The organism is Lactobacillus johnsonii, from assembly GCF_013487865.1.
Taxonomy (GTDB): Bacteria; Bacillota; Bacilli; order Lactobacillales; family Lactobacillaceae; genus Lactobacillus; species Lactobacillus johnsonii_A.
The window spans coordinates 390090-416721 of the sequence record NZ_CP047409.1 but is presented as its reverse complement, the minus strand read 5'-3'; the positions used below and the strand labels follow the sequence as shown (position 1 = coordinate 416721).

The window sequence follows — 26632 nt, the reverse complement described above, 5'->3', positions numbered from 1 at the left end:
CTTTCTTGCTACATTGGTTACAACATATTTAAATCTATTATAGCTTAGTATTTACGTTTCTTTTCATATTAATAACAACAAAGCCTCGAGTTTCCAAAAAAGGAAGTCGAGGCTTTATTTATTATCTTTAAGATTTATTAATCTTTATCTTCATCTTTACGTTTCTTACGTCTGAAGCCAAGCAATCCACCTAAAGCAGTAATCATTAATCCTAATAAGTTAGAACTTGATTCTGCTCCTGTTTGAGGCAATTCACCTCTACGGTGATGTCTCTTAACTGTCTTATCTACAGATTCAGCATTTTCATGTTGAGACTTAAGTGTATTAGTAGAAATTGTAGATTTAGCACCACTATTGTTTGGCGTTACTTTAGAACCATTATTGTTAGTACTATTTGTTGAAGTTATCGTCCTTGTTGAGCTGGATTGACTCTCACTCATCGATGATGAGTTACTTAAGCTGTCACTCATTGATACCGAGTTACTTAAGCTCTCGCTCATACTTACTGAGTTACTTAGACTTTCACTCATGCTTACTGAGTTGCTTAGGCTGTCACTCATGCTTACTGAGTTGCTCAAACTCTCACTCATACTTACTGAGTTACTTAAGCTCTCGCTCATGCTTACTGAGTTACTCAAGCTCTCGCTCATACTTACTGAGTTGCTTAGGCTTTCACTCATGCTTACTGAGTTGCTTAGGCTGTCACTCATGCTTACTGAGTTACTCAAACTCTCACTCATTGACACTGAGTTACTTAAGCTATCACTCATACTTACTGAGTTACTCAAGCTCTCGCTCATTGATACCGAGTTACTCAAGCTCTCACTCATGCTTACTGAGTTACTTAAGCTTTCACTCATGCTTACTGAGTTACTCAAACTCTCACTCATGCTTACTGAGTTACTCAAACTCTCACTCATTGACACTGAGTTACTTAAGCTCTCACTCATACTTACTGAGTTACTCAAGCTCTCACTCATGCTTACTGAGTTGCTTAAGCTTTCACTCATACTTACTGAGTTACTTAGACTTTCACTCATTGATACTGAGTTGCTTAGGCTGTCACTCATGCTTACTGAGTTACTCAAGCTCTCGCTCATGCTTACTGAGTTACTCAAGCTCTCACTCATACTTACTGAGTTACTCAAGCTCTCACTCATACTTACTGAGTTGCTTAGGCTGTCACTCATGCTTACTGAGTTACTCAAACTCTCACTCATCGATACTGAGTTACTCAAGCTCTCACTCATGCTTACTGAGTTACTTAAGCTCTCACTCATGCTTACTGAGTTACTCAAGCTCTCGCTCATACTTACTGAGTTACTTAAACTTTCACTCATGCTTACTGAGTTGCTTAAGCTCTCGCTCATACTTACTGAGTTGCTCAAGCTTTCGCTCATACTTACTGAGTTACTTAAGCTTTCACTCATTGATACCGAGTTACTCAAGCTCTCACTCATACTTACTGAGTTGCTTAGGCTGTCACTCATTGATACCGAGTTACTCAAGCTCTCGCTCATGATTACTGAGTTACTTAGACTTTCACTCATTGATACTGAGTTGCTTAAGCTTTCGCTCATGCTTACTGAGTTACTTAAGCTGTCACTCATGCTTACTGAGTTGCTCAAGCTTTCGCTCATACTTACTGAGTTACTTAAGCTTTCACTCATTGATACCGAGTTACTCAAGCTCTCACTCATGCTTACTGAGTTACTCAAGCTGTCACTCATGCTTACTGAGTTACTCAAGCTCTCACTCATACTTACTGAGTTGCTTAGGCTGTCACTCATGCTTACTGAGTTACTCAAGCTCTCGCTCATGCTTACTGAGTTACTCAAGCTCTCACTCATACTTACTGAGTTACTCAAGCTCTCACTCATACTTACTGAGTTGCTTAGGCTGTCACTCATGCTTACTGAGTTACTCAAACTCTCACTCATCGATACTGAGTTACTCAAGCTCTCACTCATGCTTACTGAGTTGCTTAAGCTCTCGCTCATGATTACTGAGTTACTCAAGCTCTCACTCATGCTTACTGAGTTGCTTAAGCTCTCGCTCATGATTACTGAGTTACTTAAGCTCTCACTCATTGATACCGAGTTACTCAAGCTCTCACTCATACTTACTGAGTTACTTAAGCTTTCACTCATTGATACCGAGTTAGATAAGCTCTCGCTCATGCTTACTGAGTTACTCAAGCTCTCGCTCATGCTTACTGAGTTACTCAAGCTCTCACTCATGCTTACTGAGTTACTCAAGCTCTCACTCATGCTTACTGAGTTACTTAAACTTTCGCTCATGCTTACTGAGTTGCTCAAACTCTCACTCATACTTACTGAGTTACTTAAGCTCTCACTCATACTTACTGAGTTACTCAAGCTCTCACTCATACTTACTGAGTTACTCAAGCTCTCGCTCATTGATACCGAGTTACTCAAGCTCTCACTCATGCTTACTGAGTTACTTAAACTTTCACTCATGCTTACTGAGTTACTCAAGCTTTCGCTCATTGATACTGCGTTACTCAAGCTCTCACTCATTGACACTGAGTTGCTTAGGCTGTCACTCATTGACACTGAGTTACTCAAACTCTCACTCATCGATACTGAGTTACTCAAGCTTTCGCTCATACTTACTGAGTTACTTAAGCTGTCACTCATACTTACTGAGTTACTTAAGCTTTCACTCATTGACACTGAGTTGCTTAGGCTGTCACTCATGCTTACTGAGTTACTTAAACTTTCGCTCATGCTTACTGAGTTACTCAAGCTGTCACTCATGCTTACTGAGTTACTCAAGCTCTCACTCATGCTTACTGAGTTACTTAAGCTCTCACTCATGCTTACTGAGTTGCTTAAGCTCTCGCTCATACTTACTGAGTTACTCAAGCTTTCGCTCATACTTACTGAGTTACTCAAGCTTTCGCTCATACTTACTGAGTTACTCAAGCTGTCACTCATACTTACTGAGTTACTTAAGCTTTCACTCATCGATACTGAGTTGCTTAGGCTGTCACTCATGCTTACTGAGTTACTTAAACTTTCGCTCATGCTTACTGAGTTACTCAAGCTGTCACTCATGCTTACTGAGTTACTTAAGCTCTCACTCATGCTTACTGAGTTACTTAAGCTCTCACTCATGCTTACTGAGTTGCTTAAGCTCTCGCTCATACTTACTGAGTTACTTAAGCTCTCACTCATGCTTACTGAGTTGCTTAAGCTTTCACTCATACTTACTGAGTTACTTAGACTTTCACTCATGCTTACTGAGTTGCTTAGGCTGTCACTCATGCTTACTGAGTTACTCAAACTCTCACTCATACTTACTGAGTTACTCAAGCTCTCACTCATACTTACTGAGTTGCTTAGGCTGTCACTCATGCTTACTGAGTTACTCAAGCTCTCGCTCATGCTTACTGAGTTACTCAAGCTCTCACTCATACTTACTGAGTTGCTTAGGCTGTCACTCATGCTTACTGAGTTACTCAAACTCTCACTCATCGATACTGAGTTGCTCAAGCTCTCGCTCATGCTTACTGAGTTACTCAAGCTCTCGCTCATGCTTACTGAGTTACTCAAGCTCTCACTCATGCTTACTGAGTTGCTTAAGCTCTCGCTCATGCTTACTGAGTTACTCAAGCTTTCGCTCATTGATACTGAGTTACTCAAGCTCTCACTCATGCTTACTGAGTTACTTAAGCTCTCACTCATGCTTACTGAGTTACTCAAGCTCTCACTCATACTTACTGAGTTGCTTAAGCTTTCGCTCATACTTACTGAGTTACTCAAGCTCTCACTCATCGATACTGAGTTGCTTAAGCTTTCACTCATACTTACTGAGTTACTTAGACTTTCACTCATTGATACTGAGTTGCTTAGGCTGTCACTCATGCTTACTGAGTTACTCGAACTCTCACTCATGCTTACTGAGTTACTCAAGCTCTCACTCATACTTACTGAGTTGCTTAGGCTGTCACTCATACTTACTGAGTTACTCAAGCTCTCACTCATTGATACCGAGTTACTCAAGCTCTCACTCATGCTTACTGAGTTACTTAAGCTCTCACTCATGCTTACTGAGTTACTCAAGCTCTCGCTCATACTTACTGAGTTACTTAAACTTTCACTCATGCTTACTGAGTTGCTTAAGCTCTCGCTCATACTTACTGAGTTGCTCAAGCTTTCGCTCATACTTACTGAGTTACTTAAGCTTTCACTCATTGATACCGAGTTACTCAAGCTCTCACTCATACTTACTGAGTTGCTTAGGCTGTCACTCATTGATACCGAGTTACTCAAGCTCTCGCTCATGCTTACTGAGTTACTTAGACTTTCACTCATTGATACTGAGTTGCTTAAGCTTTCGCTCATGCTTACTGAGTTACTTAAGCTCTCACTCATGCTTACTGAGTTGCTCAAGCTTTCGCTCATACTTACTGAGTTACTTAAGCTTTCACTCATTGATACCGAGTTACTCAAGCTCTCACTCATGCTTACTGAGTTACTCAAGCTCTCACTCATGCTTACTGAGTTACTCAAGCTCTCACTCATACTTACTGAGTTGCTTAGGCTGTCACTCATTGATACCGAGTTACTCAAGCTCTCGCTCATGCTTACTGAGTTACTTAGACTTTCACTCATTGATACTGAGTTGCTTAAGCTTTCGCTCATGCTTACTGAGTTACTTAAGCTCTCACTCATGCTTACTGAGTTACTCAAGCTCTCGCTCATACTTACTGAGTTGCTTAAGCTTTCACTCATACTTACTGAGTTACTTAGACTTTCACTCATTGATACTGAGTTGCTTAGGCTGTCACTCATGCTTACTGAGTTACTCAAGCTCTCACTCATACTTACTGAGTTACTCAAGCTCTCACTCATACTTACTGAGTTGCTTAGGCTGTCACTCATGCTTACTGAGTTACTCAAACTCTCACTCATCGATACTGAGTTGCTCAAGCTCTCGCTCATGCTTACTGAGTTACTCAAGCTCTCGCTCATGCTTACTGAGTTGCTTAAGCTCTCGCTCATGCTTACTGAGTTACTCAAGCTTTCGCTCATGCTTACTGAGTTACTCAAGCTTTCGCTCATTGATACTGAGTTACTCAAGCTCTCACTCATGCTTACTGAGTTACTTAAGCTCTCACTCATGCTTACTGAGTTACTTAAGCTCTCACTCATGCTTACTGAGTTGCTTAAGCTCTCACTCATACTTACTGAGTTACTCAAGCTCTCACTCATGCTTACTGAGTTGCTTAAGCTTTCACTCATACTTACTGAGTTACTTAGACTTTCACTCATTGATACTGAGTTGCTTAGGCTGTCACTCATGCTTACTGAGTTACTCAAACTCTCACTCATGCTTACTGAGTTACTCAAGCTCTCACTCATACTTACTGAGTTGCTTAGGCTGTCACTCATGCTTACTGAGTTACTCAAACTCTCACTCATCGATACTGAGTTGCTCAAGCTCTCGCTCATGCTTACTGAGTTACTCAAGCTCTCACTCATACTTACTGAGTTACTCAAGCTCTCACTCATGCTTACTGAGTTACTCAAGCTTTCGCTCATACTTACTGAGTTACTTAAGCTTTCACTCATTGATACCGAGTTACTCAAGCTCTCACTCATGCTTACTGAGTTACTCAAGCTCTCACTCATACTTACTGAGTTACTCAAGCTCTCACTCATTGATACCGAGTTACTCAAGCTCTCACTCATGCTTACTGAGTTACTCAAGCTCTCACTCATGCTTACTGAGTTACTTAGACTTTCACTCATTGATACTGAGTTGCTTAAGCTTTCGCTCATGCTTACTGAGTTACTTAAACTCTCACTCATGCTTACTGAGTTGCTTAAGCTCTCGCTCATACTTACTGAGTTACTTAAACTTTCACTCATGCTTACTGAGTTGCTTAAGCTCTCGCTCATGCTTACTGAGTTGCTCAAGCTCTCGCTCATGCTTACTGAGTTACTCAAGCTGTCACTCATGCTTACTGAGTTACTCAAGCTCTCACTCATGCTTACTGAGTTACTCAAGCTCTCACTCATGCTTACTGAGTTACTCAAACTCTCACTCATGCTTACTGAGTTGCTTAAGCTCTCGCTCATACTTACTGAGTTACTCAAGCTCTCACTCATGCTTACTGAGTTGCTCAAGCTCTCGCTCATGCTTACTGAGTTACTTAAGCTCTCACTCATGCTTACTGAGTTACTCAAGCTCTCACTCATGCTTACTGAGTTACTCAAACTCTCACTCATGCTTACTGAGTTGCTTAAGCTCTCGCTCATACTTACTGAGTTACTCAAGCTCTCACTCATGCTTACTGAGTTGCTCAAGCTCTCGCTCATGCTTACTGAGTTACTTAAGCTCTCACTCATGCTTACTGAGTTGCTTAAGCTCTCGCTCATACTTACTGAGTTACTCAAGCTCTCACTCATGCTTACTGAGTTGCTTAAGCTTTCACTCATACTTACTGAGTTACTTAGACTTTCACTCATTGATACTGAGTTGCTTAGGCTGTCACTCATGCTTACTGAGTTACTCAAACTCTCACTCATACTTACTGAGTTACTCAAGCTCTCACTCATACTTACTGAGTTGCTTAGGCTGTCACTCATGCTTACTGAGTTACTCAAACTCTCACTCATCGATACTGAGTTGCTCAAGCTCTCGCTCATGCTTACTGAGTTACTCAAGCTCTCGCTCATGCTTACTGAGTTACTCAAGCTCTCACTCATGCTTACTGAGTTGCTTAAGCTCTCGCTCATGCTTACTGAGTTACTCAAGCTTTCGCTCATTGATACTGAGTTACTCAAGCTCTCACTCATGCTTACTGAGTTACTTAAGCTCTCACTCATGCTTACTGAGTTACTTAAGCTCTCACTCATGCTTACTGAGTTGCTTAAGCTCTCACTCATACTTACTGAGTTACTCAAGCTCTCACTCATGCTTACTGAGTTGCTTAAGCTTTCACTCATACTTACTGAGTTACTTAGACTTTCACTCATTGATACTGAGTTGCTTAGGCTGTCACTCATGCTTACTGAGTTACTCAAACTCTCACTCATGCTTACTGAGTTACTCAAGCTCTCACTCATACTTACTGAGTTGCTTAGGCTGTCACTCATGCTTACTGAGTTACTCAAACTCTCACTCATACTTACTGAGTTGCTCAAGCTCTCGCTCATGCTTACTGAGTTACTCAAGCTCTCACTCATACTTACTGAGTTACTCAAGCTCTCACTCATGCTTACTGAGTTACTCAAGCTTTCGCTCATACTTACTGAGTTACTTAAGCTTTCACTCATTGATACCGAGTTACTCAAGCTCTCACTCATGCTTACTGAGTTACTCAAGCTCTCACTCATACTTACTGAGTTACTCAAGCTCTCACTCATACTTACTGAGTTGCTTAGGCTGTCACTCATGCTTACTGAGTTACTCAAACTCTCACTCATCGATACTGAGTTGCTCAAGCTCTCGCTCATGCTTACTGAGTTACTCAAGCTCTCACTCATGCTTACTGAGTTGCTTAAGCTCTCGCTCATGCTTACTGAGTTACTCAAGCTTTCGCTCATTGATACTGAGTTACTCAAGCTCTCACTCATGCTTACTGAGTTACTTAAGCTCTCACTCATGCTTACTGAGTTACTTAAGCTCTCACTCATGCTTACTGAGTTGCTTAAGCTCTCGCTCATACTTACTGAGTTACTTAAGCTCTCACTCATGCTTACTGAGTTGCTTAAGCTTTCACTCATACTTACTGAGTTACTTAGACTTTCACTCATTGATACTGAGTTGCTTAGGCTGTCACTCATGCTTACTGAGTTACTCAAACTCTCACTCATACTTACTGAGTTACTCAAGCTCTCACTCATACTTACTGAGTTGCTTAGGCTGTCACTCATGCTTACTGAGTTACTCAAACTCTCACTCATACTTACTGAGTTGCTCAAGCTCTCGCTCATGCTTACTGAGTTACTCAAGCTGTCACTCATGCTTACTGAGTTACTTAAGCTCTCACTCATGCTTACTGAGTTACTTAAGCTCTCACTCATGCTTACTGAGTTGCTTAAGCTCTCGCTCATACTTACTGAGTTACTTAAGCTTTCACTCATGCTTACTGAGTTGCTCAAGCTCTCGCTCATGCTTACTGAGTTACTCAAGCTCTCGCTCATGCTTACTGAGTTGCTTAGGCTGTCACTCATGCTTACTGAGTTGCTTAGGCTGTCACTCATTGATACCGAGTTACTCAAGCTCTCGCTCATGCTTACTGAGTTACTTAGACTTTCACTCATTGATACTGAGTTGCTTAAGCTTTCGCTCATACTTACTGAGTTACTCAAGCTCTCACTCATGCTTACTGAGTTACTCAAGCTTTCGCTCATACTTACTGAGTTACTTAAGCTTTCACTCATTGATACCGAGTTACTCAAGCTCTCACTCATGCTTACTGAGTTACTCAAGCTCTCACTCATGCTTACTGAGTTACTCAAGCTCTCGCTCATACTTACTGAGTTACTTAAACTTTCACTCATGCTTACTGAGTTGCTTAAGCTCTCGCTCATGCTTACTGAGTTGCTCAAGCTCTCGCTCATGCTTACTGAGTTACTCAAGCTCTCACTCATGCTTACTGAGTTGCTTAAGCTGTCACTCATACTTACTGAGTTACTCAAGCTCTCGCTCATTGATACCGAGTTACTCAAGCTCTCACTCATGCTTACTGAGTTACTTAAACTTTCACTCATGCTTACTGAGTTACTCAAGCTCTCGCTCATACTTACTGAGTTACTTAGGCTTTCACTCATGCTTACTGAGTTACTCAAGCTCTCGCTCATGCTTACTGAGTTACTTAGACTTTCACTCATGCTTACTGAGTTGCTTAAGCTCTCGCTCATGCTTACTGAGTTACTCAAGCTCTCACTCATACTTACTGAGTTACTTAAGCTGTCACTCATTGATACCGAGTTGCTTAGGCTCTCGCTCATTGATACCGAGTTACTCAAGCTCTCACTCATGCTTACTGAGTTACTTAAACTTTCACTCATGCTTACTGAGTTACTCAAGCTCTCGCTCATACTTACTGAGTTACTTAGGCTTTCACTCATGCTTACTGAGTTACTCAAGCTCTCGCTCATGCTTACTGAGTTACTTAGACTTTCACTCATTGATACTGAGTTGCTTAAGCTTTCGCTCATGCTTACTGAGTTACTTAAGCTGTCACTCATTGACACTGAGTTACTCAAGCTCTCGCTCATACTTACTGAGTTGCTCAAGCTCTCGCTCATGCTTACTGAGTTACTCAAGCTCTCGCTCATGCTTACTGAGTTGCTTAAGCTCTCGCTCATGCTTACTGAGTTACTTAAACCTTCGCTCGTTGACACTGAGTTGCTTAGGCTCTCACTCATTGACACTGAGTTACTTAAACTTTCACTCATGCTTACTGAGTTGCTTAAGCTGTCACTCATTGACACTGAGTTACTCAAACTCTCACTCATGCTTACTGAGTTACTCAAGCTCTCGCTCATACTTACTGAGTTGCTTAGGCTCTCACTCATACTTACTGAGTTACTCAAGCTCTCGCTCATGCTTACTGAGTTGCTTAAGCTGTCACTCATTGATACCGAGTTGCTTAAGCTCTCGCTCATGCTTACTGAGTTACTCAAGCTCTCACTCATTGATACCGAGTTACTCAAGCTCTCACTCATCGATACTGAGTTGCTCAAGCTCTCACTCATACTTACTGAGTTGCTTAGGCTGTCACTCATTGACACTGAGTTACTCAAACTCTCACTCATCGATACTGAGTTGCTCAAGCTCTCGCTCATGCTTACTGAGTTGCTTAAGCTTTCACTCATTGATACCGAGTTACTTAAGCTCTCGCTCATGCTTACTGAGTTACTTAAACTTTCACTCATGCTTACTGAGTTGCTTAAGCTCTCGCTCATGCTTACTGAGTTGCTTAAGCTCTCGCTCATGCTTACTGAGTTACTCAAGCTCTCACTCATACTTACTGAGTTACTTAAGCTTTCACTCATTGATACCGAGTTGCTTAGGCTCTCGCTCATACTTACTGAGTTACTTAAACTTTCACTCATACTTACTGAGTTACTTAAGCTCTCACTCATGCTTACTGAGTTACTCAAGCTTTCACTCATTGATACCGAGTTAGATAAGCTGTCGCTCATACTTACTGAGTTACTTAGGCTTTCGCTCATACTTACTGAGTTACTCAAGCTCTCACTCATTGATACTGAGTTACTTAAACTTTCACTCATACTTACTGAGTTACTTAAGCTCTCACTCATGCTTACTGAGTTACTCAAGCTTTCACTCATTGATACCGAGTTAGATAAGCTGTCGCTCATACTTACTGAGTTACTTAGGCTTTCGCTCATACTTACTGAGTTACTCAAGCTCTCACTCATTGATACCGAGTTAGACAAGCTGTCACTCATGCTTACTGAGTTACTTAAGCTTTCACTCATTGATACTGAGTTACTCAAGCTCTCGCTCATGCTTACTGAGTTACTTAGACTTTCACTCATTGATACTGAGTTGCTTAAGCTTTCGCTCATACTTACTGAGTTACTCAAGCTCTCACTCATGCTTACTGAGTTACTCAAGCTTTCGCTCATACTTACTGAGTTACTTAAGCTTTCACTCATTGATACCGAGTTACTCAAGCTCTCACTCATGCTTACTGAGTTACTCAAGCTCTCACTCATACTTACTGAGTTGCTTAGGCTGTCACTCATTGATACCGAGTTACTCAAGCTCTCGCTCATGCTTACTGAGTTACTTAGACTTTCACTCATTGATACTGAGTTGCTTAAGCTTTCGCTCATGCTTACTGAGTTACTTAAGCTCTCACTCATGCTTACTGAGTTACTCAAGCTCTCGCTCATACTTACTGAGTTACTTAAACTTTCACTCATGCTTACTGAGTTGCTTAAGCTCTCGCTCATGCTTACTGAGTTGCTCAAGCTCTCGCTCATGCTTACTGAGTTACTCAAGCTCTCACTCATGCTTACTGAGTTGCTTAAGCTGTCACTCATTGACACTGAGTTACTCAAGCTCTCGCTCATACTTACTGAGTTACTTAGACTTTCACTCATTGATACTGAGTTGCTTAAGCTTTCGCTCATACTTACTGAGTTACTTAAACTTTCACTCATACTTACTGAGTTACTCAAGCTCTCACTCATACTTACTGAGTTACTTAAGCTTTCACTCATTGATACCGAGTTACTTAAGCTCTCGCTCATGCTTACTGAGTTACTTAAACTTTCACTCATTGACACTGAGTTGCTTAAGCTCTCGCTCATGCTTACTGAGTTGCTTAAGCTCTCGCTCATGCTTACTGAGTTACTCAAGCTCTCACTCATACTTACTGAGTTACTTAAGCTGTCACTCATTGATACCGAGTTGCTTAGGCTCTCGCTCATACTTACTGAGTTACTTAAACTTTCACTCATACTTACCGAGTTGCTTAAGCTCTCACTCATGCTTACTGAGTTACTCAAGCTTTCACTCATTGATACCGAGTTAGATAAGCTGTCGCTCATACTTACTGAGTTACTTAGGCTTTCGCTCATACTTACTGAGTTACTCAAGCTCTCACTCATTGATACCGAGTTAGACAAGCTGTCACTCATGCTTACTGAGTTACTTAAGCTTTCACTCATTGATACTGAGTTACTCAAACTCTCACTCATGCTTACTGAGTTACTCAAGCTCTCACTCATACTTACTGAGTTACTCAAGCTCTCGCTCATTGATACCGAGTTACTCAAGCTCTCACTCATGCTTACTGAGTTACTTAAACTTTCACTCATGCTTACTGAGTTACTCAAGCTCTCGCTCATACTTACTGAGTTACTTAGGCTTTCACTCATGCTTACTGAGTTACTCAAGCTCTCGCTCATGCTTACTGAGTTACTTAGACTTTCACTCATGCTTACTGAGTTACTTAAGCTTTCACTCATTGATACTGAGTTACTCAAACTCTCACTCATGCTTACTGAGTTACTCAAGCTCTCACTCATACTTACTGAGTTACTCAAGCTCTCGCTCATTGATACCGAGTTACTCAAGCTCTCACTCATGCTTACTGAGTTACTTAAACTTTCACTCATGCTTACTGAGTTACTTAGACTTTCACTCATTGACACTGAGTTACTTAAACTTTCACTCATGCTTACTGAGTTGCTTAAGCTTTCACTCATTGACACTGAGTTACTCAAACTCTCACTCATGCTTACTGAGTTACTCAAGCTCTCGCTCATACTTACTGAGTTGCTTAGGCTCTCACTCATACTTACTGAGTTACTCAAGCTCTCGCTCATGCTTACTGAGTTGCTTAAGCTGTCACTCATTGATACCGAGTTGCTTAAGCTCTCGCTCATGCTTACTGAGTTACTCAAGCTCTCACTCATACTTACTGAGTTACTCAAGCTCTCACTCATTGATACCGAGTTACTCAAGCTCTCACTCATCGATACTGAGTTGCTCAAGCTCTCACTCATACTTACTGAGTTGCTTAGGCTGTCACTCATTGACACTGAGTTACTCAAACTCTCACTCATCGATACTGAGTTGCTCAAGCTCTCACTCATTGATACCGAGTTTGATAAGCTGTCACTCATGCTTACTGAGTTACTTAAGCTTTCACTCATGCTTACTGAGTTGCTCAAGCTCTCGCTCATGCTTACTGAGTTACTTAAGCTCTCACTCATACTTACTGAGTTACTTAAGCTTTCACTCATTGATACCGAGTTAGATAAGCTCTCGCTCATGCTTACTGAGTTACTCAAACTTTCGCTCATGCTTACTGAGTTACTTAGACTTTCACTCATTGATACTGAGTTGCTTAGGCTGTCACTCATGCTTACTGAGTTACTTAGACTTTCACTCATTGATACTGAGTTGCTTAAGCTTTCGCTCATGCTTACTGAGTTGCTTAAGCTCTCGCTCATGCTTACTGAGTTGCTTAAGCTTTCACTCATTGATACCGAGTTACTCAAGCTTTCACTCATACTTACTGAGTTACTTAAGCTTTCACTCATCGATACTGAGTTAGATAAGCTCTCGCTCATGCTTACTGAGTTACTCAAACTCTCACTCATCGATACTGAGTTGCTCAAGCTCTCGCTCATGCTTACTGAGTTACTCAAGCTCTCACTCATGCTTACTGAGTTACTCAAGCTCTCGCTCATTGACACTGAGTTACTTAAACTTTCACTCATGCTTACTGAGTTGCTTAAGCTTTCACTCATTGACACTGAGTTACTCAAACTCTCACTCATACTTACTGAGTTACTTAAGCTTTCACTCATACTTACTGAGTTGCTTAAGCTGTCACTCATTGACACTGAGTTACTCAAGCTCTCGCTCATACTTACTGAGTTACTCAAGCTCTCACTCATGCTTACTGAGTTACTCAAGCTCTCACTCATGCTTACTGAGTTGCTTAAGCTTTCACTCATTGATACTGAGTTGCTTAAGCTTTCACTCATACTTACTGAGTTACTCAAGCTTTCACTCATACTTACTGAGTTAGACAAGCTCTCACTCATGCTTACTGAGTTGCTTAAGCTTTCGCTCATCGATACTGAGTTGCTTAGACTTGCACTTGTGGAAGTTGATCCGCTAAATGCTGTATATCCTATATATGCAGTTTTTTTAAAACGCGGCAAAATAATATTACTATCAACTTGAGCTGTATCGGTAGTTCCAGTTGGATCAAGTTGATTAGGCATCAAAGTAGTGTTGGTGCTTTGAACCGTACCACTTGGATAATTATCGTTTCGTGTATTATTTACATTAATGGTTGCTGTATTGGTTGCTATAAATGGTGATTTTTCTGTTATATCTCCATCACCAGTTTGAATATTTGTTTCACTTGCATTAACTGTGAAGGTAACACTGTAACCCTTATATTGAGAACCATAGGCTCTACCACCACCATTGCTCAGAATCACATAATCTGGATTGTTGATATTTACCGTTGCAGAGCCTAGTGCACCAATATTGAATAAATCACTATTTAATTGAACTCTAGCACCAGGATTGATATTGATTGTATTGTTAACTGATGCATTTTCATAATTTAAATCAATATTATCAGTAGCACCTTCTGGCACAGTCAAATTTACTTCCGCATTGTTACCAATGTTGATGACATTATCACCCCCGTCATAACTTGGCATAATAATGTTGGACTTAGCCGCACCCTTCATTTCAACATGTGCATTGTCACCAATCGAAATAGTATGCGTACCCCTCTTACCTTGCAATTGAATATTATATTCGGCACTTCCACCAGCATCTAAAACAACGTTTGCCCCGTTATCAATAACTACGTTAAATGCTGGTGAAATTAAAGCTGTACCATGAATATCGCTATATGCTGGAATATATATTGTTCCATTATAAGTATAGGAACTAGCTCCATTAATTCTCGTGTTACCTTTTATTTCAAACGTTTTTAGTGGTTGATATGAATAAGAATTAAAAAGACCATTATTAGCTTCTCTATCTGCAAAGACTGCCGTTCCACCAACTGCTTGTACATTATTATAAACTAATCTGATTTTAGAATTATCAAAGAATCTGGGAGTATTATTCATATATACTGCCCCATATTGATTAGCTGTATAAAGTGTAGTGTCATTAAATGTAATATTTAGCTCATCACTAGGAGAAGTCCAATTTGGTTTAATATAGAAGTTACCAAAGTTAATGATATGGCCATTACCATTAATAGTTACGCTGTGGGGAGTGTTCATAACACCAGTACTACTACCATATTTTGCTCCCAAATCAATGTCATTCGTTATATTAACGACACTAGCAGTACCCTTAACAACTTGATTATAAAATTCTTGCGCATTGCTTACATCAACACCAGTGTTTGTTTGAACCAAGTTAGTAAAAACACCATTCAAGCTTAATTCATTTAATTGTTGCTTTTTATTAAGTTGCTCTTTGTTATCAGTACTAATCTTATTTATGGAAGTTTGAAGAGCAACAGGAATTTTAAGACTTCTATCTATAAGTTGTGTATTGCTCAAGCTTAAACTAGTTGTATCATTAAGATTACTTTGATCGGTGCTTTGTTTTTCAATAATAGATGAATTTTCGCTAGAATAGAAATTTCCTACATAAGTGCTATTACTTGCATTGGCATTATTATTTGAATTTGAAACACTAGATTTGTCTTTAGTTTTTGAAGAATTGCTGCTCTTATCTCTATGAGATGTAGAAGTTCTTTTTTCAGCTACACTTAAAGAAGTAAGTTTACTTTTAGAATAACTTAAAGATTCTGATAAACTTTGTGACTTACTTAAAGATGTAGACTGTGAAGTCGATTGTGAGTGACTTATTGATTGACTTAAAGATGTGGAAGTACTTTTAGAGATTAGCAAACTCTTTGAACTAGAACTAGACATGCTTTTAGCTGCTGAGTTACTAGCCCTGACTCCATTTTCATCAGATTTACTATATCCTTGTTTTGATAAGTCAGTCTGTGTACTTTCAGACACTGATCCAACTATTTGTGATTTAGCATCTACAGAAGTCTGTGCAGCATATACACGATCATTGGGTAAAATTGCTGCCCCTGTAGCTCCAGTTCCTAAAATTGCTGCTAACGCTGCTAGTTCTTTAAGATAGGGCTTAGAACTATCTTCCGTTTCCTTTAAACTATTAGGATCGACATACTTACTCTTACTTTTTTGATTCTTTTTAAATTTTCTGTCTTTCATAACATCTCTTATCCGTCACTATAATATTACATTTAAATTTATTTATTAGATCTCTTTTATCTGGTATTAGCACATATTATAATAACATTCTTGTCACTAAATTGAATAATTCAAAGAAAGAAGCGATAACAAATTGTTATTTATAAAATTTTATTATTCAATAGATAAAAAAATCCTCAGTCGATTAATTTCATCAACTGATGACAAAAGCTTCATATATTTTATAGCCTATTAACAGGAAATGGATCAGTATTTACGCACTAATTTTTCAATTTATAATTTAAATATCTACTTGAAATAGTGTAAATCAAACTAAAACTAGGCTTTTTTACTTAACTATCATTTGAATTAACATCAAAAGTAAAATTATTCCAAAAAGCATCCCCATGACTAACTGTTTCCATGGAAAATCATTCTGCTTTTTTTCATAAGCTTTTCTTTGATTTTCTTCTACCTTATCTAATCTTTTTAACGCATGTCGTTCAGCAAGCGTATTTTTTGTTTTTTCCTTATTCACCTTTCAAGCCCTCAATCACTTCTTTATACTGGTCAACGCTCACATCCCCAGCTAGTAATCTTTGTTGATCAATAAGATTTCTCATAGTATTTGTATCAGACAAAGCATCAGAAATTTTATCAGCCATTTTATCAATCTCAGTATGTTTAAAGATATTATCAGGACTAATAAATTTAGGATTATGTAGCGTATCTTCAAACCCCAGAATTAACATATTTTGTTCAAAAGCACCACGAACCGCATCCAAAATTTCATTACCATGATTTATATCTAAATAGATATCACTAGTTTGATACAATTCCTGAATTTGTTTAGTTGTAGCATTTGGATACAAACGAACATTATTATACTTTTTAAAGGCAAGCAATTTAGATGACATTTCAGTAATAGCAGCAATATTAAAATGAATATTTGGCATTGCTTGAACTACTTCATCTAAATGTTCAATCTGGTCTGAATTAGTCAAAATAACTGCTTCAGGACGCATCTTGTTTCCTCTTGGATGAGGATAAATCATACCTAAAAATCTAAAATCAATATTTTTATCATTCGGTAATTTATCCTTCCACGTTTGCCAATCTACATAATTTTGGAAAACAATATGCTTAGTTCTGGTACTATTGTCCATTAAATACTTCATATTACCTGGTAAATCGTTAGCAATCTTTTCATGCCAAAACAGCGTATCACTACCATCACTTTGAAGCCCTAAACTTACCATCATTGACTGATTCAAAGTATTGTAGAAAACATGATCAAGCTGGTATTTCTTTTTTCTTAAATAGTAAGTCACAAATTGAGCTAAATTAGCAAAATATCGTTCATTATTTTCTTCATGTAAAAAGATATCACCAGAAACCAAATATTGTGTAATAACTTCTTTTCCATCTTTATTAAAGTATCGCTTTAAAACTTGCTGTCCATTGTTAACATAAGTTTTAGCAAATAGTTTTCCTTGACGATTATAGTGATCAATCCAGTTCAAGTTTCCATTCTTATCAAGCCAATGAACCTCTTTAATTAATCTTGTATTATCAGTGGCAAGGAAAAAAATATCTGCTCTCTTTTCATAAAGATCATAGACTTCTCCCTTACTTGCAGTTGCTACAATTCGATGAAATTCTGGCACCTTTAAGCGGTTAAAATACAGGGGAGTATTTTCATCACCAAATCCGCAATAGAATTTAAATGGAGAGTCTACCTCAACTGGTAAAAAACCATCATCATTAATTACCACAGAAGGAATTTTAAGATTAGCAAAAAGCTGTGATCTTAGAAAGTCGGTTGATTCTACGTCTAAATTTTCAAATAAATTAATCATTGACCAATTCCCCCACTAATTTTTTCCATTGTTTAGCAACATTTTCAGTTAAATAAGGTTCTGCTATTTGATATGATTTTTTATTAAAGCTGTCTACATCACTCTTAGTAAACAACTCAATAATTGCCTTTGTTAAAACTTCTTCTTTTCTAAAGTCAGTCCATTCTTCATTATATGGTAAAAGCATTCCATTTTTTCCATTTTCAATAAAAGTAGGATTTCCATATGGAACATCAAAACCAATCATTGCTAATCCAGATCCCACAGCTTCAAGCAGTGAAAGACCAAAACCTTCGCTTGTTGAAGCGGCAATATAAGCAGGATAGTTTCGATAGACTTTTGTTAAATCTCTTTGTCCCATAATATGAATATAATCTTGTGCTTGATTTTGACTAATTAAATTAGTAAGCATTCCTACTTCACCGCCAGTTCCATAGATATCTAAAGAAAGATCAGGAACACTATTTTTAGCAGCTATTACCGCATTCACAATCCAATCAATGTGTTTTTCTTTTGCTAATCGAGAAGCTGTAATTAAGGCATGCTTCATCCTGCCCTGTGTAGGATGCTCTAACTCATTTAGACTTCCTACCGGAATACAATCGATGCGTGGTTCAATATTATAATATTTTTTAAATTGATTTTTTAAAATCTTATTTTGTTCATTTGTAGCTACAACAAAGCTGTCGACATATTTCGCATGTTGGAATTGATACTCATAAAAATTATTCCATAAGATATTTTGATCAGTAGTATAGTGCTTATCAAAATGATCAGCATGGACTACCACCACTAATTTAGCTGGACCATGGTTTTCAAAAACTAATTGACCATTAATTAAGTTCTTATCTTCGTCTTCTCTATCTAGAATAATTACGTCTTTTTTAGTAAAGTTCAATTCCTTAAGCATTTTCAGATAAAGGTCATCTTTATTATAAATAACTTCACCATTTGCAAATTCAAACGTTTCTTGATCACCATTTAAATGTTGTGTATAAGCAATTGTGCCATCTTCATTATAAAATTCCCTAAAGGTAACGCGATTATCTTTATCTGCCCCTAAATAATACTCACAGGCATACTTAGTGTAAGAATAAAAGTCTCTCTTAAGTAAAGTATTATTTTTAACATAGCTAACCTGATCAATAGTACGTTTTTCGGCATCGCTTAGTCGAGCTACTAGTTGTAAGCCATCATTTAATTGATAAAATACTTCTTTTCCAACAGTCTTTACATTACTACTTAGTTTTTTTAAATTAAGTTCATTTTCTAGAGTATCTAAAGAATAATTAGAGGTTGAAATCTTTACATCAGTAAAGAAGTTATATAACCAGATAATATTGTCATTATCAAAACCCAAATTGGCAGTTAAATCTCCGATATTATTCCCTAAAATTAAATCTGAAAAAATAAATTTTCGTTTAATTCCAACTTCATTAAAACTTTGATCACGATATTTTTGAGCGTATTCTACTCCAGAGCTTGCCCAACCTATTCCTAAATTTATGTTATATACTGTCATAATTTTCTTCTACTAATTAAATACTACAACTAATTGGCCTTTTTCATTCGTAAAAATCTTGCTTAATAAAAGATTATCAAAGGCAGACAAGGTAATTTTATCTAAAAAATCTTTGTACGCTTCAAAAGCCTTTTCTTGGTGGAGAAGATCTTGAGGTCTGCCACTTCTTCCCCATTGCTGTGCATTAACCTTTATTTTTTCAATTCTATCTACTTGATCAATCCAATTTCCATCCATTGATGAAATGATTACTTGTTGATAAAAATCATTTGCTTGTTTTTTGTTAATTAATACATGCTTTTTCTCATCAAGAATCTTGTAAGCTAATTCTTTCAAAAAGTCTTTTATCGCTTTTTTCGTTTTTAAATTATCCGGTACGTTAACCTGTTGATAAGTAACATGCTGGTTAATAAAGTACTTTAAATCACTCTTATCTGATAAATCCTGCTTTTCTAAATAAAGATCCAATGCATTATCGATGATCCGATCTACATCTTTCTGTAAATCATCAGTTTTCATAATTTTGTCTCTTCTAGTATAAAAATTCTTCCGTTGAAGCGATAAAATTATTTCCATCTTGTTAGTTTGACTTCTCATCAACTCATTAAGATCTTCTTTACGAGTTCTTAACATAAACAAACTAAATCGAATTCGCGGACCTGAAAGAAGGGTAATATCTTTCCCCTTTGACTTCTTCTTCATTAATTTGCGGTAATACTTCTTCTGACGAGCAGTGTTATTAGAAGAAATAAATGAATCTTCTAAGGAAATCAAAAATTGACTACTACCTGGATCTCCTTGTCTGCCGGCACGTCCCGCTAGCTGCAATTCCACTCTTTTAGGTAACATTTCAGTTCCAATTACTGCTAAGCCACCCAGTTCCTTAACTCCTGGACCTAGCTTAATATCAGTTCCTCTACCAGCCATATTTGTTGCAATAGTTACAGCATTTTTTTGACCTGCATTTTTAATAATTTGTGCTTCATAGGCTGCATTATAGGCATTTAACACATTATGCGGAATACCAATATTGAGGAGCAGTTCTGAAATAATTTCTGAATTTTCTACAGAACCAGCAACAAGTAATACAGGTCGACCAGTTTTATGCATTTCTACTACGTCATCTACAGCTGTCATTAATTTATCTCTTGTAGTTAAGAAAATAAGTGGACGATAATCTTTTCTAATTACTGGCACTCTTGTAGGGATAGTTACCACTTTTAAGTTATAGGTCTGTAAAAACTCTTCCTCATTAACTTTAGCGGTTCCACTCATTCCACTTACTTCATTAAACAAAGCAAATAAAGCTGGAAATGTTATTGAAGCTGCTGTTTTCTGAATTTTAGTCAACTCAACCTTTTCTTTAGCTTCAACAGCCTGGTGAATTCCTGTACTTACCTGCACTCCACGTTTTAATCTGCCGCTATCTTCATCTAACAAGACCACTTCGCCTTTTACAACTAAATAATCATGTCCGCGTCTCATAGTTAAGTGTGCACCCATCGCTAAAATAATATGGCGATAAACACTCCTGCTCTCATTAGAAAATAGGTCATCTAGTTTGAAAAATTGCTCTGCTTTTTCAATACCATGGGCTGTTAACCAAAATAATTGATCATCCTTTTTAAATACATAGTCCACCTCTGGATCTAGCAATCTTACAAACTGATCCGCCAAATGATATAGATTGGATTGAACATTAGGACTAGAGGAGACCACGAATGGAGTCTGTGCTTCATCTAATAAAACCTCATCCACTTCATCGACAATAACATAATTAAATGGACGTAAATATTGATTCTCTTTGGAGCTGGCAAGATTATTAAACAAATAATCAAAGGCTAAAGAAGAAGCAGTAGTATATACAATATCTGAGTTATACCATTTTCTTTTAGTTTTAGCAGTTATCTTCTTTTTACTATCTTTCTCTTCTGCGAAAGCTAAACTCACACTTAAGCCTAGCCATTCATAGACTGGAGCTAACTCTTTTTTATCACGAGATGCAAGATAACCATTTGGGGTTACTAGCATTGCGCCTTTACCTTCTAAAGCATTTAGATATAGTGCCATTGTTGCTACCAAAGTTTTCCCTTCCCCAGTTTTCATTTCAGCAATAGAACCATTATGTAATATAATTGCCCCTAAAACCTGTACATCGTAAGGAAACATCCCCAAAATTCTTTTATCTGCTTCCCTTACAGTCGCATAAGCTTCTGGTAAAATATCGTCTAAACTTTTGCCTTCTTTAAGTCGCTTTTTAAAAATAGCAGTTTGTCCTTGCAGTTCTTCATCACTCATTGCCTGCATTTTAGGACCTAATTTATTAATTTTATTTAATAATTTCCTAGCTTTTTTTAGTCTTAACCTATCTGTTAGCATTGCATCATTCCTTAAAATAATTAATAGCTTCTTTTACTATTCGAACTTGATCAGGTTCTCTAGAATTTTTTGAAAGATATGTCTCCTGTAAATTATGATATCTTTCATTTACAAAAGCCTTCGAATACACTACCGTACAGTTTAAGGATTTAGAATTTTCTAAAGATTCATCTATCTCAGCACTACTGCTAAAGATGACTAATTCTTTATCTTTATGTTCATTAATATAATCTTTCACCAGATCAAGGCCATGTTGTTTATTTTGCCAACTCAAATATCCAATAGTTAAATTAGCTCCCACATAACTCTTAATCTTAAATGGAGCAATAATTCTAGCTCGTTTAGAGTCATCAAGTAGAATAAGCCCTTCTTTTTGGGAATTTTTATTTAAATAAATAGAATGCGGATAAAAGTCATTAAAAACTTCTTCTTCTAAATCCAAAGGAGAAATTTGAATTTTTTTAAAATTAATCTCTTCTACTCCGCCACTAATTATTTCAATAGTATATTTCACTGCTCGAGTTGGATATTTAAATTTTTGTTCTAAATTAGTGAAAATAACCTTATCAATTTTATTCCCCTGAATATCAAAAAAATGTATTCCAAAAATTGCACTATTTTCCGGTTTAATCTTTGCACTAATTTTTAACAAATACTCTTGTCCATTCAGCAGGAGTGGTAAACTAGGAACTTCTTTTGCTGCCTGATAATTTGTTATTGATGACCAGCTAATAAGAGTTTTTCCTGAAGGCATCAATTTATTCTTAAAAGTGACTTCATTTTTAGCGTTTTTCTTAAATGCCGTTCCATACAAATATGTCTCTGACATTCTATCCCAATACAATTGATTAATTACGTTTTTCATTATCTCGACCAAAATCTTCTCTTAATAGTTCATTTAAACGATCAATAAACCAGGAGTTAACTTGTGGATCATCATTATGCCGTCCAGGAAACCCTTTAGTAGAAAACTGAGCTGCTTGCTTTACAGCAGGAGACTCTTTTAACTCTTTTACTGCTCTATCGTCATAGTCATCATTAATCATATAACCAGCAAAAAAGCGTGTTTTTGAAAGATCTTGCTTATCAAATTCTTTCCAAAAATTCTCATCAATTTTTTTCAAGTCATCTCTATCCGTAGCTGGACCGATACCTTTATCAATATCGAACATAGTTTCAAATTCGTCAGGACGATCTAAGGCAGTCCTTGAAGCAATATAACCCAAATTTACTAAGGGTTTTGCGACATTAATTGCATGGGCACTCATTTTAGCTCCATATTTTATTGCAGGATACGTTCCCATTGAAATTCCATTTACTAGTAGTTGCGATTCATCAAAACCCAATTCATTCAATTTTAACTTAATGGTTTTAATAATTTCTTGCTCAAAAAAGTTATCCTTATCATCATAAAATTGACCAATATTTAATCGCATATCAGTAAATAAAAGCATCGGTGCTTTTAGTCCTTTAAACAAGAAATATGCCTCAAAGCCTTCTGCTTCACGCGCACCGGAAAAATATACATTTAATGGGGGCTTCAGGTCTCCCGGATTAAAGTAATAGGCAATATCATCCCTAGTCTGAGGATTAACTATTCTTTGCCCACCGGCAATGAAATTTCCGGACCCATCTCGGCCCCAACGTGAATGTAGCACGCCAATGATTAAGTCGCCGCTCCCCTTAACTTCTAGATTTAGGGTTGCGGTCCGGTAGTGTTCAGATGCTTCAATTTGAGAAAAATATTCATCTTTATTAAAAGAGCTTAAGTCTATTACTCTTTGTTCTTTGACATCTCCATCTGTACCAGGTTGTTGAATAAAAATTCTCAGTCTAACTTGAAAATTGAAATTCTTTAATGAAAGCCAAAAATTGATCTGCTTATCAGGATCAATAAAGACCCCACTTTTATAAGTACCTAAATTGACCCATTCATTATGGGTATCTAGATTTACTTTAAGATGCCCCTGTTCTTCAAACTCATAACTCTTAACCATCTGTTCATTTAATTTCAGTTGACTTGGAAAAATCCTTAATCCGGATTGTCCGGAGAAGTAACGAATTGGAAGTCGATCAATCAAATACTGCGGTTCTTCTTTTATTTTTTGAGCAGCAATACTTTTCAAAAAATATTTTTCATGATCATCCAATTCTGTATTTAAATTAGAACTGTATAAAACATGATATGGGGATATCAATTGCTTTAATTTCTTTAACTGGTCATTAGTTAAGTTAGTTTTACCAGTAACTAAAATTACATCATAACTTTTTATCCCCTTTTTCTTCGTAGCCTTTTTTTCTTCAAAAGAAAAGTCGTTAAAATGCCATTCTATATCTTCTGGGATTGTATATTTTTTCTCCCAGTTATCATTACCTAGTTGCAAAACTCGCATTCTACTCCGCTTTCCTCTCTTTAAATACTTCTTTCCATTTCTCAATGATATTTTCTTCGGAATACTGGTTCATTAATTGTACGTTATATACTACTGTCTGATTCCAACTATTTAAATTAGTTAAATACTCATCGACTACAGGTAAAAGCTCACTTATTTTCTTTATAATTCGTCCATTTTTATTATCCACAACAGTAGCCGAAGAAAAGTTTTGCACTTGTGGAATTCCAATACTTACACCCGATATTTGCATTAATTCATCCGCTTTTCCCCAATTTATTAAAAGTCTTATTTTATCCAAATTACTTAATACCTCTGAAATATTAGTTAAACGGGTATGAACAACATCAAGTTCTGGTAAACTCACTTCATCATCAAGTCCATCAATTGCAGCATTTTCTGCTTGTTCTGACTTTCCCAGAATAAAACTGTTTTTGTTTTCTTCTTTTATTTGCTCAAGAATTTTATTCACATGATCATCTTTCCAAAAATTATATGTAAATATTTTCAAGCTGTAATTATCTGGGTTTTTTAAGATGTAGTTACATAGCTTTTGAATAATTTGATGAATATCTTCGTCATTTGCGTTTTCCGCAAAGAAGCCAATCTCCTGTATATTTTGTCTTTGACTATGACCAAGACGAAATTCCGAATTAAAGACAGGAATAACTGAAATATCGAACTGTTCTCTATAGTCTTTTTCTAGATTTTGTTTAATTTCATTGCTACTTACAATTACTTTTGCCTTAGCTAGGCTACCTATCTTTTTACTATAAGGATGGTGTCTATTGATCATATATAAAGGTTTATATGGCTCAACGATTTCATTATTAAAGCTACTCTCATCATCTACTGTTACAATTATTTCATCATTATTCTTAGCATTGACCTTTAAGTATCGACTTAAAGTCTCATCAACCAAATCTGTAATATTTTCATATTCTCTTCTTTTACAAAAATGCGTTTCTAGATTAACCGTGATTTTACCAGTGTTTTTGTCCCTTTTAAAACGCCAATTACCGTATGGATCAAAGTAGATAGTTTTTTTCTCATCATCTTGATTAGAGATAAAACCACGACTATCTATACCCAAAGTAAATGCTTTATGTTCGTCATTTTCAGGATAAGAGATCCTTAAAATATGACCATCAATATCATAGAAAACTGTCGCATATAGTTTATTTTCTAAAACAATTAGGGTTCTAAAAGGACCATAATCAAAAATTGCATTTTTAGGCCAGTTAAAATCTTCTAATTCTAACATCTTATTTTCAAATCCATGAACTCCTTGTAAAAAATCATATACAGAAAATAGGTTATTAGGAAAAAAGGCGATTTGATTTAATTTACTCAATAACTGAGGCTGATAGTCTGTAATTATCAGGCCAATTTCTTCGTCAAACTTTTTTAAAACAGTCATGTATTCTGCTGCATCATAGTTTTCAATACTTGGAACATTAATTGACCAGTCATCGTATTGTTTGTGCCATGCAGGAATAAAATATTTCATTATTAGTTATCCTTTAATAAACGATCATAACGATATGGGAACAAAATAGTATCAATTTGATCTTTAATTCCTCCCATAAACATTGTAATCATAACAACATTCATTGGAATAATAGCAAAGCTAGCATAATTACCTAAAAAATTACCCCCATATAAACCAAAAACAAGCTGGAATGCGTTTAAAATGGCTCCTGGAAAGGCAATAATCCATATTAGACGGTTTAAATATTGTTGTGTAGGACGTCCTGGAGCAATATTGGGAATGTAGTAATGATTATTTCGAAAACTCTTGGCTTGTTCTTTAGGATCGAAATTTACAAAAGTGAAGAAATAAAAAATTAATATTCCCATTACTGCAGAAAAGGAAGCTTGAAATACCCAATTATTGATCAAAGATGTAGAACTAAAGTATCTTCCTACCATTAAAGGAAGGGTCAAAATAGCCATTCCTACCATATACATCATCATGGCAGCCATGTTTAATCCTAACGGCACTGTCATCAAATTGCTAGAAGCAGGGAGACTAAGATTAACTACTTTTAAAGGATAGTAGGCTTTAGTAAATGCGAGCCAAAATTTTATTAGTAACAAAATAAAAATAGCTAAAGCTGCTAACCAAACCCATGCATATTTCATGGTTAAAAGAAGCTTTACATTACTAATTATATTAGGAATAGCGCCATTAAGAATACTTGTTAAAATAACTGGTGCACTTGCTCCAACCCCATATTTCATATTGCGGTAACAAAGCCAAACTACTAAACAAGACCCAGCACTTAATATCAGAATCATTTCAAAATCTTCTAGTCCATCTCGCCGATTAGTAAAAGCAAAGACTAATAGTGCTGCTTGAATGATAGTGATAATCATAGTTAAAAATTGCATCAAGTACTGTACTTGTTTTGGTGATAAGGCATCAAAACCAAAGGAATGAGTAAAACTTAGAAGCTGAATAATTAACATCGAAAACATTAATGGATTCAGACCGATTGAAAAAATAGATATCCGTGTAAAATTGGCCCCACTAAATGCTCCTAAAATTGAAATAGGAGTATTTTTTACAGCTTCCATATACTGTTTAGTCACTTCTGCAAAAGGAAGAGGAATGTATAATCCCATTACATAAATTATTACTATGAATAGACTAAAGCTTACTTTCTTTATTACATTTAAAAGATTTTTCTTTTCCAAATGAACTTCTCCTCGATAAGTGAATTGAGC

11 protein-coding genes are annotated in these 26632 nt (G+C 36.8%); 2 read left to right on the top strand and 9 right to left on the bottom strand.

Going from position 1 to position 26632, the window contains the following annotated elements; translation table 11 throughout:
- Positions 1-137: 137 nt before the first annotated feature.
- Complete coding sequence (locus GTO82_RS01925) at positions 138-530, bottom strand: LPXTG cell wall anchor domain-containing protein (protein ID WP_180873560.1); 393 nt, start codon at positions 528-530, stop codon at positions 138-140.
- On the opposite strand from GTO82_RS01925, the gene GTO82_RS01920 reads away from it, so the two are divergent.
- A complete protein-coding gene (locus GTO82_RS01920; protein WP_180873559.1) occupies positions 529-13722 on the top strand; it encodes a hypothetical protein in 13194 nt (4397 codons plus the stop codon). The genes GTO82_RS01925 and GTO82_RS01920 overlap by 2 nt on opposite strands.
- A gap of 1683 nt (positions 13723-15405) precedes the next feature.
- Complete coding sequence (locus GTO82_RS01915) at positions 15406-15678, top strand: hypothetical protein (RefSeq protein WP_180873558.1); 273 nt, start codon at positions 15406-15408, stop codon at positions 15676-15678.
- A 420-nt stretch (positions 15679-16098) separates the two neighbouring features.
- Here the strand turns inward: GTO82_RS01915 and GTO82_RS01910 are convergent, their stop codons facing one another.
- Genes GTO82_RS01910 through secY2 form a run of 8 tightly spaced genes read right to left on the bottom strand, consistent with a single transcriptional unit; the run spans position 16099 to position 26602 of the window.
- Positions 16099-16287, bottom strand: coding sequence for a hypothetical protein (locus GTO82_RS01910; RefSeq protein ID WP_044025913.1), 189 nt, complete (start codon positions 16285-16287; stop codon positions 16099-16101).
- The gene (gtfB, locus tag GTO82_RS01905) at positions 16280-17608 is read right to left on the bottom strand and encodes an accessory Sec system glycosylation chaperone GtfB (protein WP_014567119.1); all 1329 of its coding nucleotides are present in this window, start codon (positions 17606-17608) and stop codon (positions 16280-16282) included. Before gtfB ends, GTO82_RS01910 begins: the two co-directional genes overlap by 8 nt.
- A complete protein-coding gene (gtfA, locus tag GTO82_RS01900) occupies positions 17601-19130 on the bottom strand; it encodes an accessory Sec system glycosyltransferase GtfA (RefSeq protein ID WP_180873557.1) in 1530 nt (509 codons plus the stop codon). The genes gtfB and gtfA overlap by 8 nt, the downstream gene beginning before the upstream one ends.
- A 12-nt stretch (positions 19131-19142) precedes the next feature.
- On the bottom strand, positions 19143-21509 hold the full coding sequence (secA2, locus tag GTO82_RS01895) for an accessory Sec system translocase SecA2 (protein WP_180873556.1): 2367 nt from the start codon (positions 21507-21509) through the stop codon (positions 19143-19145).
- Positions 21510-21513: 4 nt separating this feature from the next.
- The gene (gene asp3, locus GTO82_RS01890; RefSeq protein ID WP_180873555.1) at positions 21514-22374 is read right to left on the bottom strand and encodes an accessory Sec system protein Asp3; all 861 of its coding nucleotides are present in this window, start codon (positions 22372-22374) and stop codon (positions 21514-21516) included.
- The gene (asp2, locus tag GTO82_RS01885) at positions 22358-23902 is read right to left on the bottom strand and encodes an accessory Sec system protein Asp2 (protein WP_180873554.1); all 1545 of its coding nucleotides are present in this window, start codon (positions 23900-23902) and stop codon (positions 22358-22360) included. Before asp2 ends, asp3 begins: the two co-directional genes overlap by 17 nt.
- A 1-nt stretch (position 23903) precedes the next feature.
- Complete coding sequence (gene asp1, locus GTO82_RS01880) at positions 23904-25412, bottom strand: accessory Sec system protein Asp1 (RefSeq protein ID WP_180873553.1); 1509 nt, start codon at positions 25410-25412, stop codon at positions 23904-23906.
- Between the two features lie 2 nt (positions 25413-25414).
- Positions 25415-26602, bottom strand: coding sequence for an accessory Sec system protein translocase subunit SecY2 (secY2, locus tag GTO82_RS01875; RefSeq protein WP_180873552.1), 1188 nt, complete (start codon positions 26600-26602; stop codon positions 25415-25417).
- Between the last annotated feature and the right edge of the window lie 30 nt (positions 26603-26632).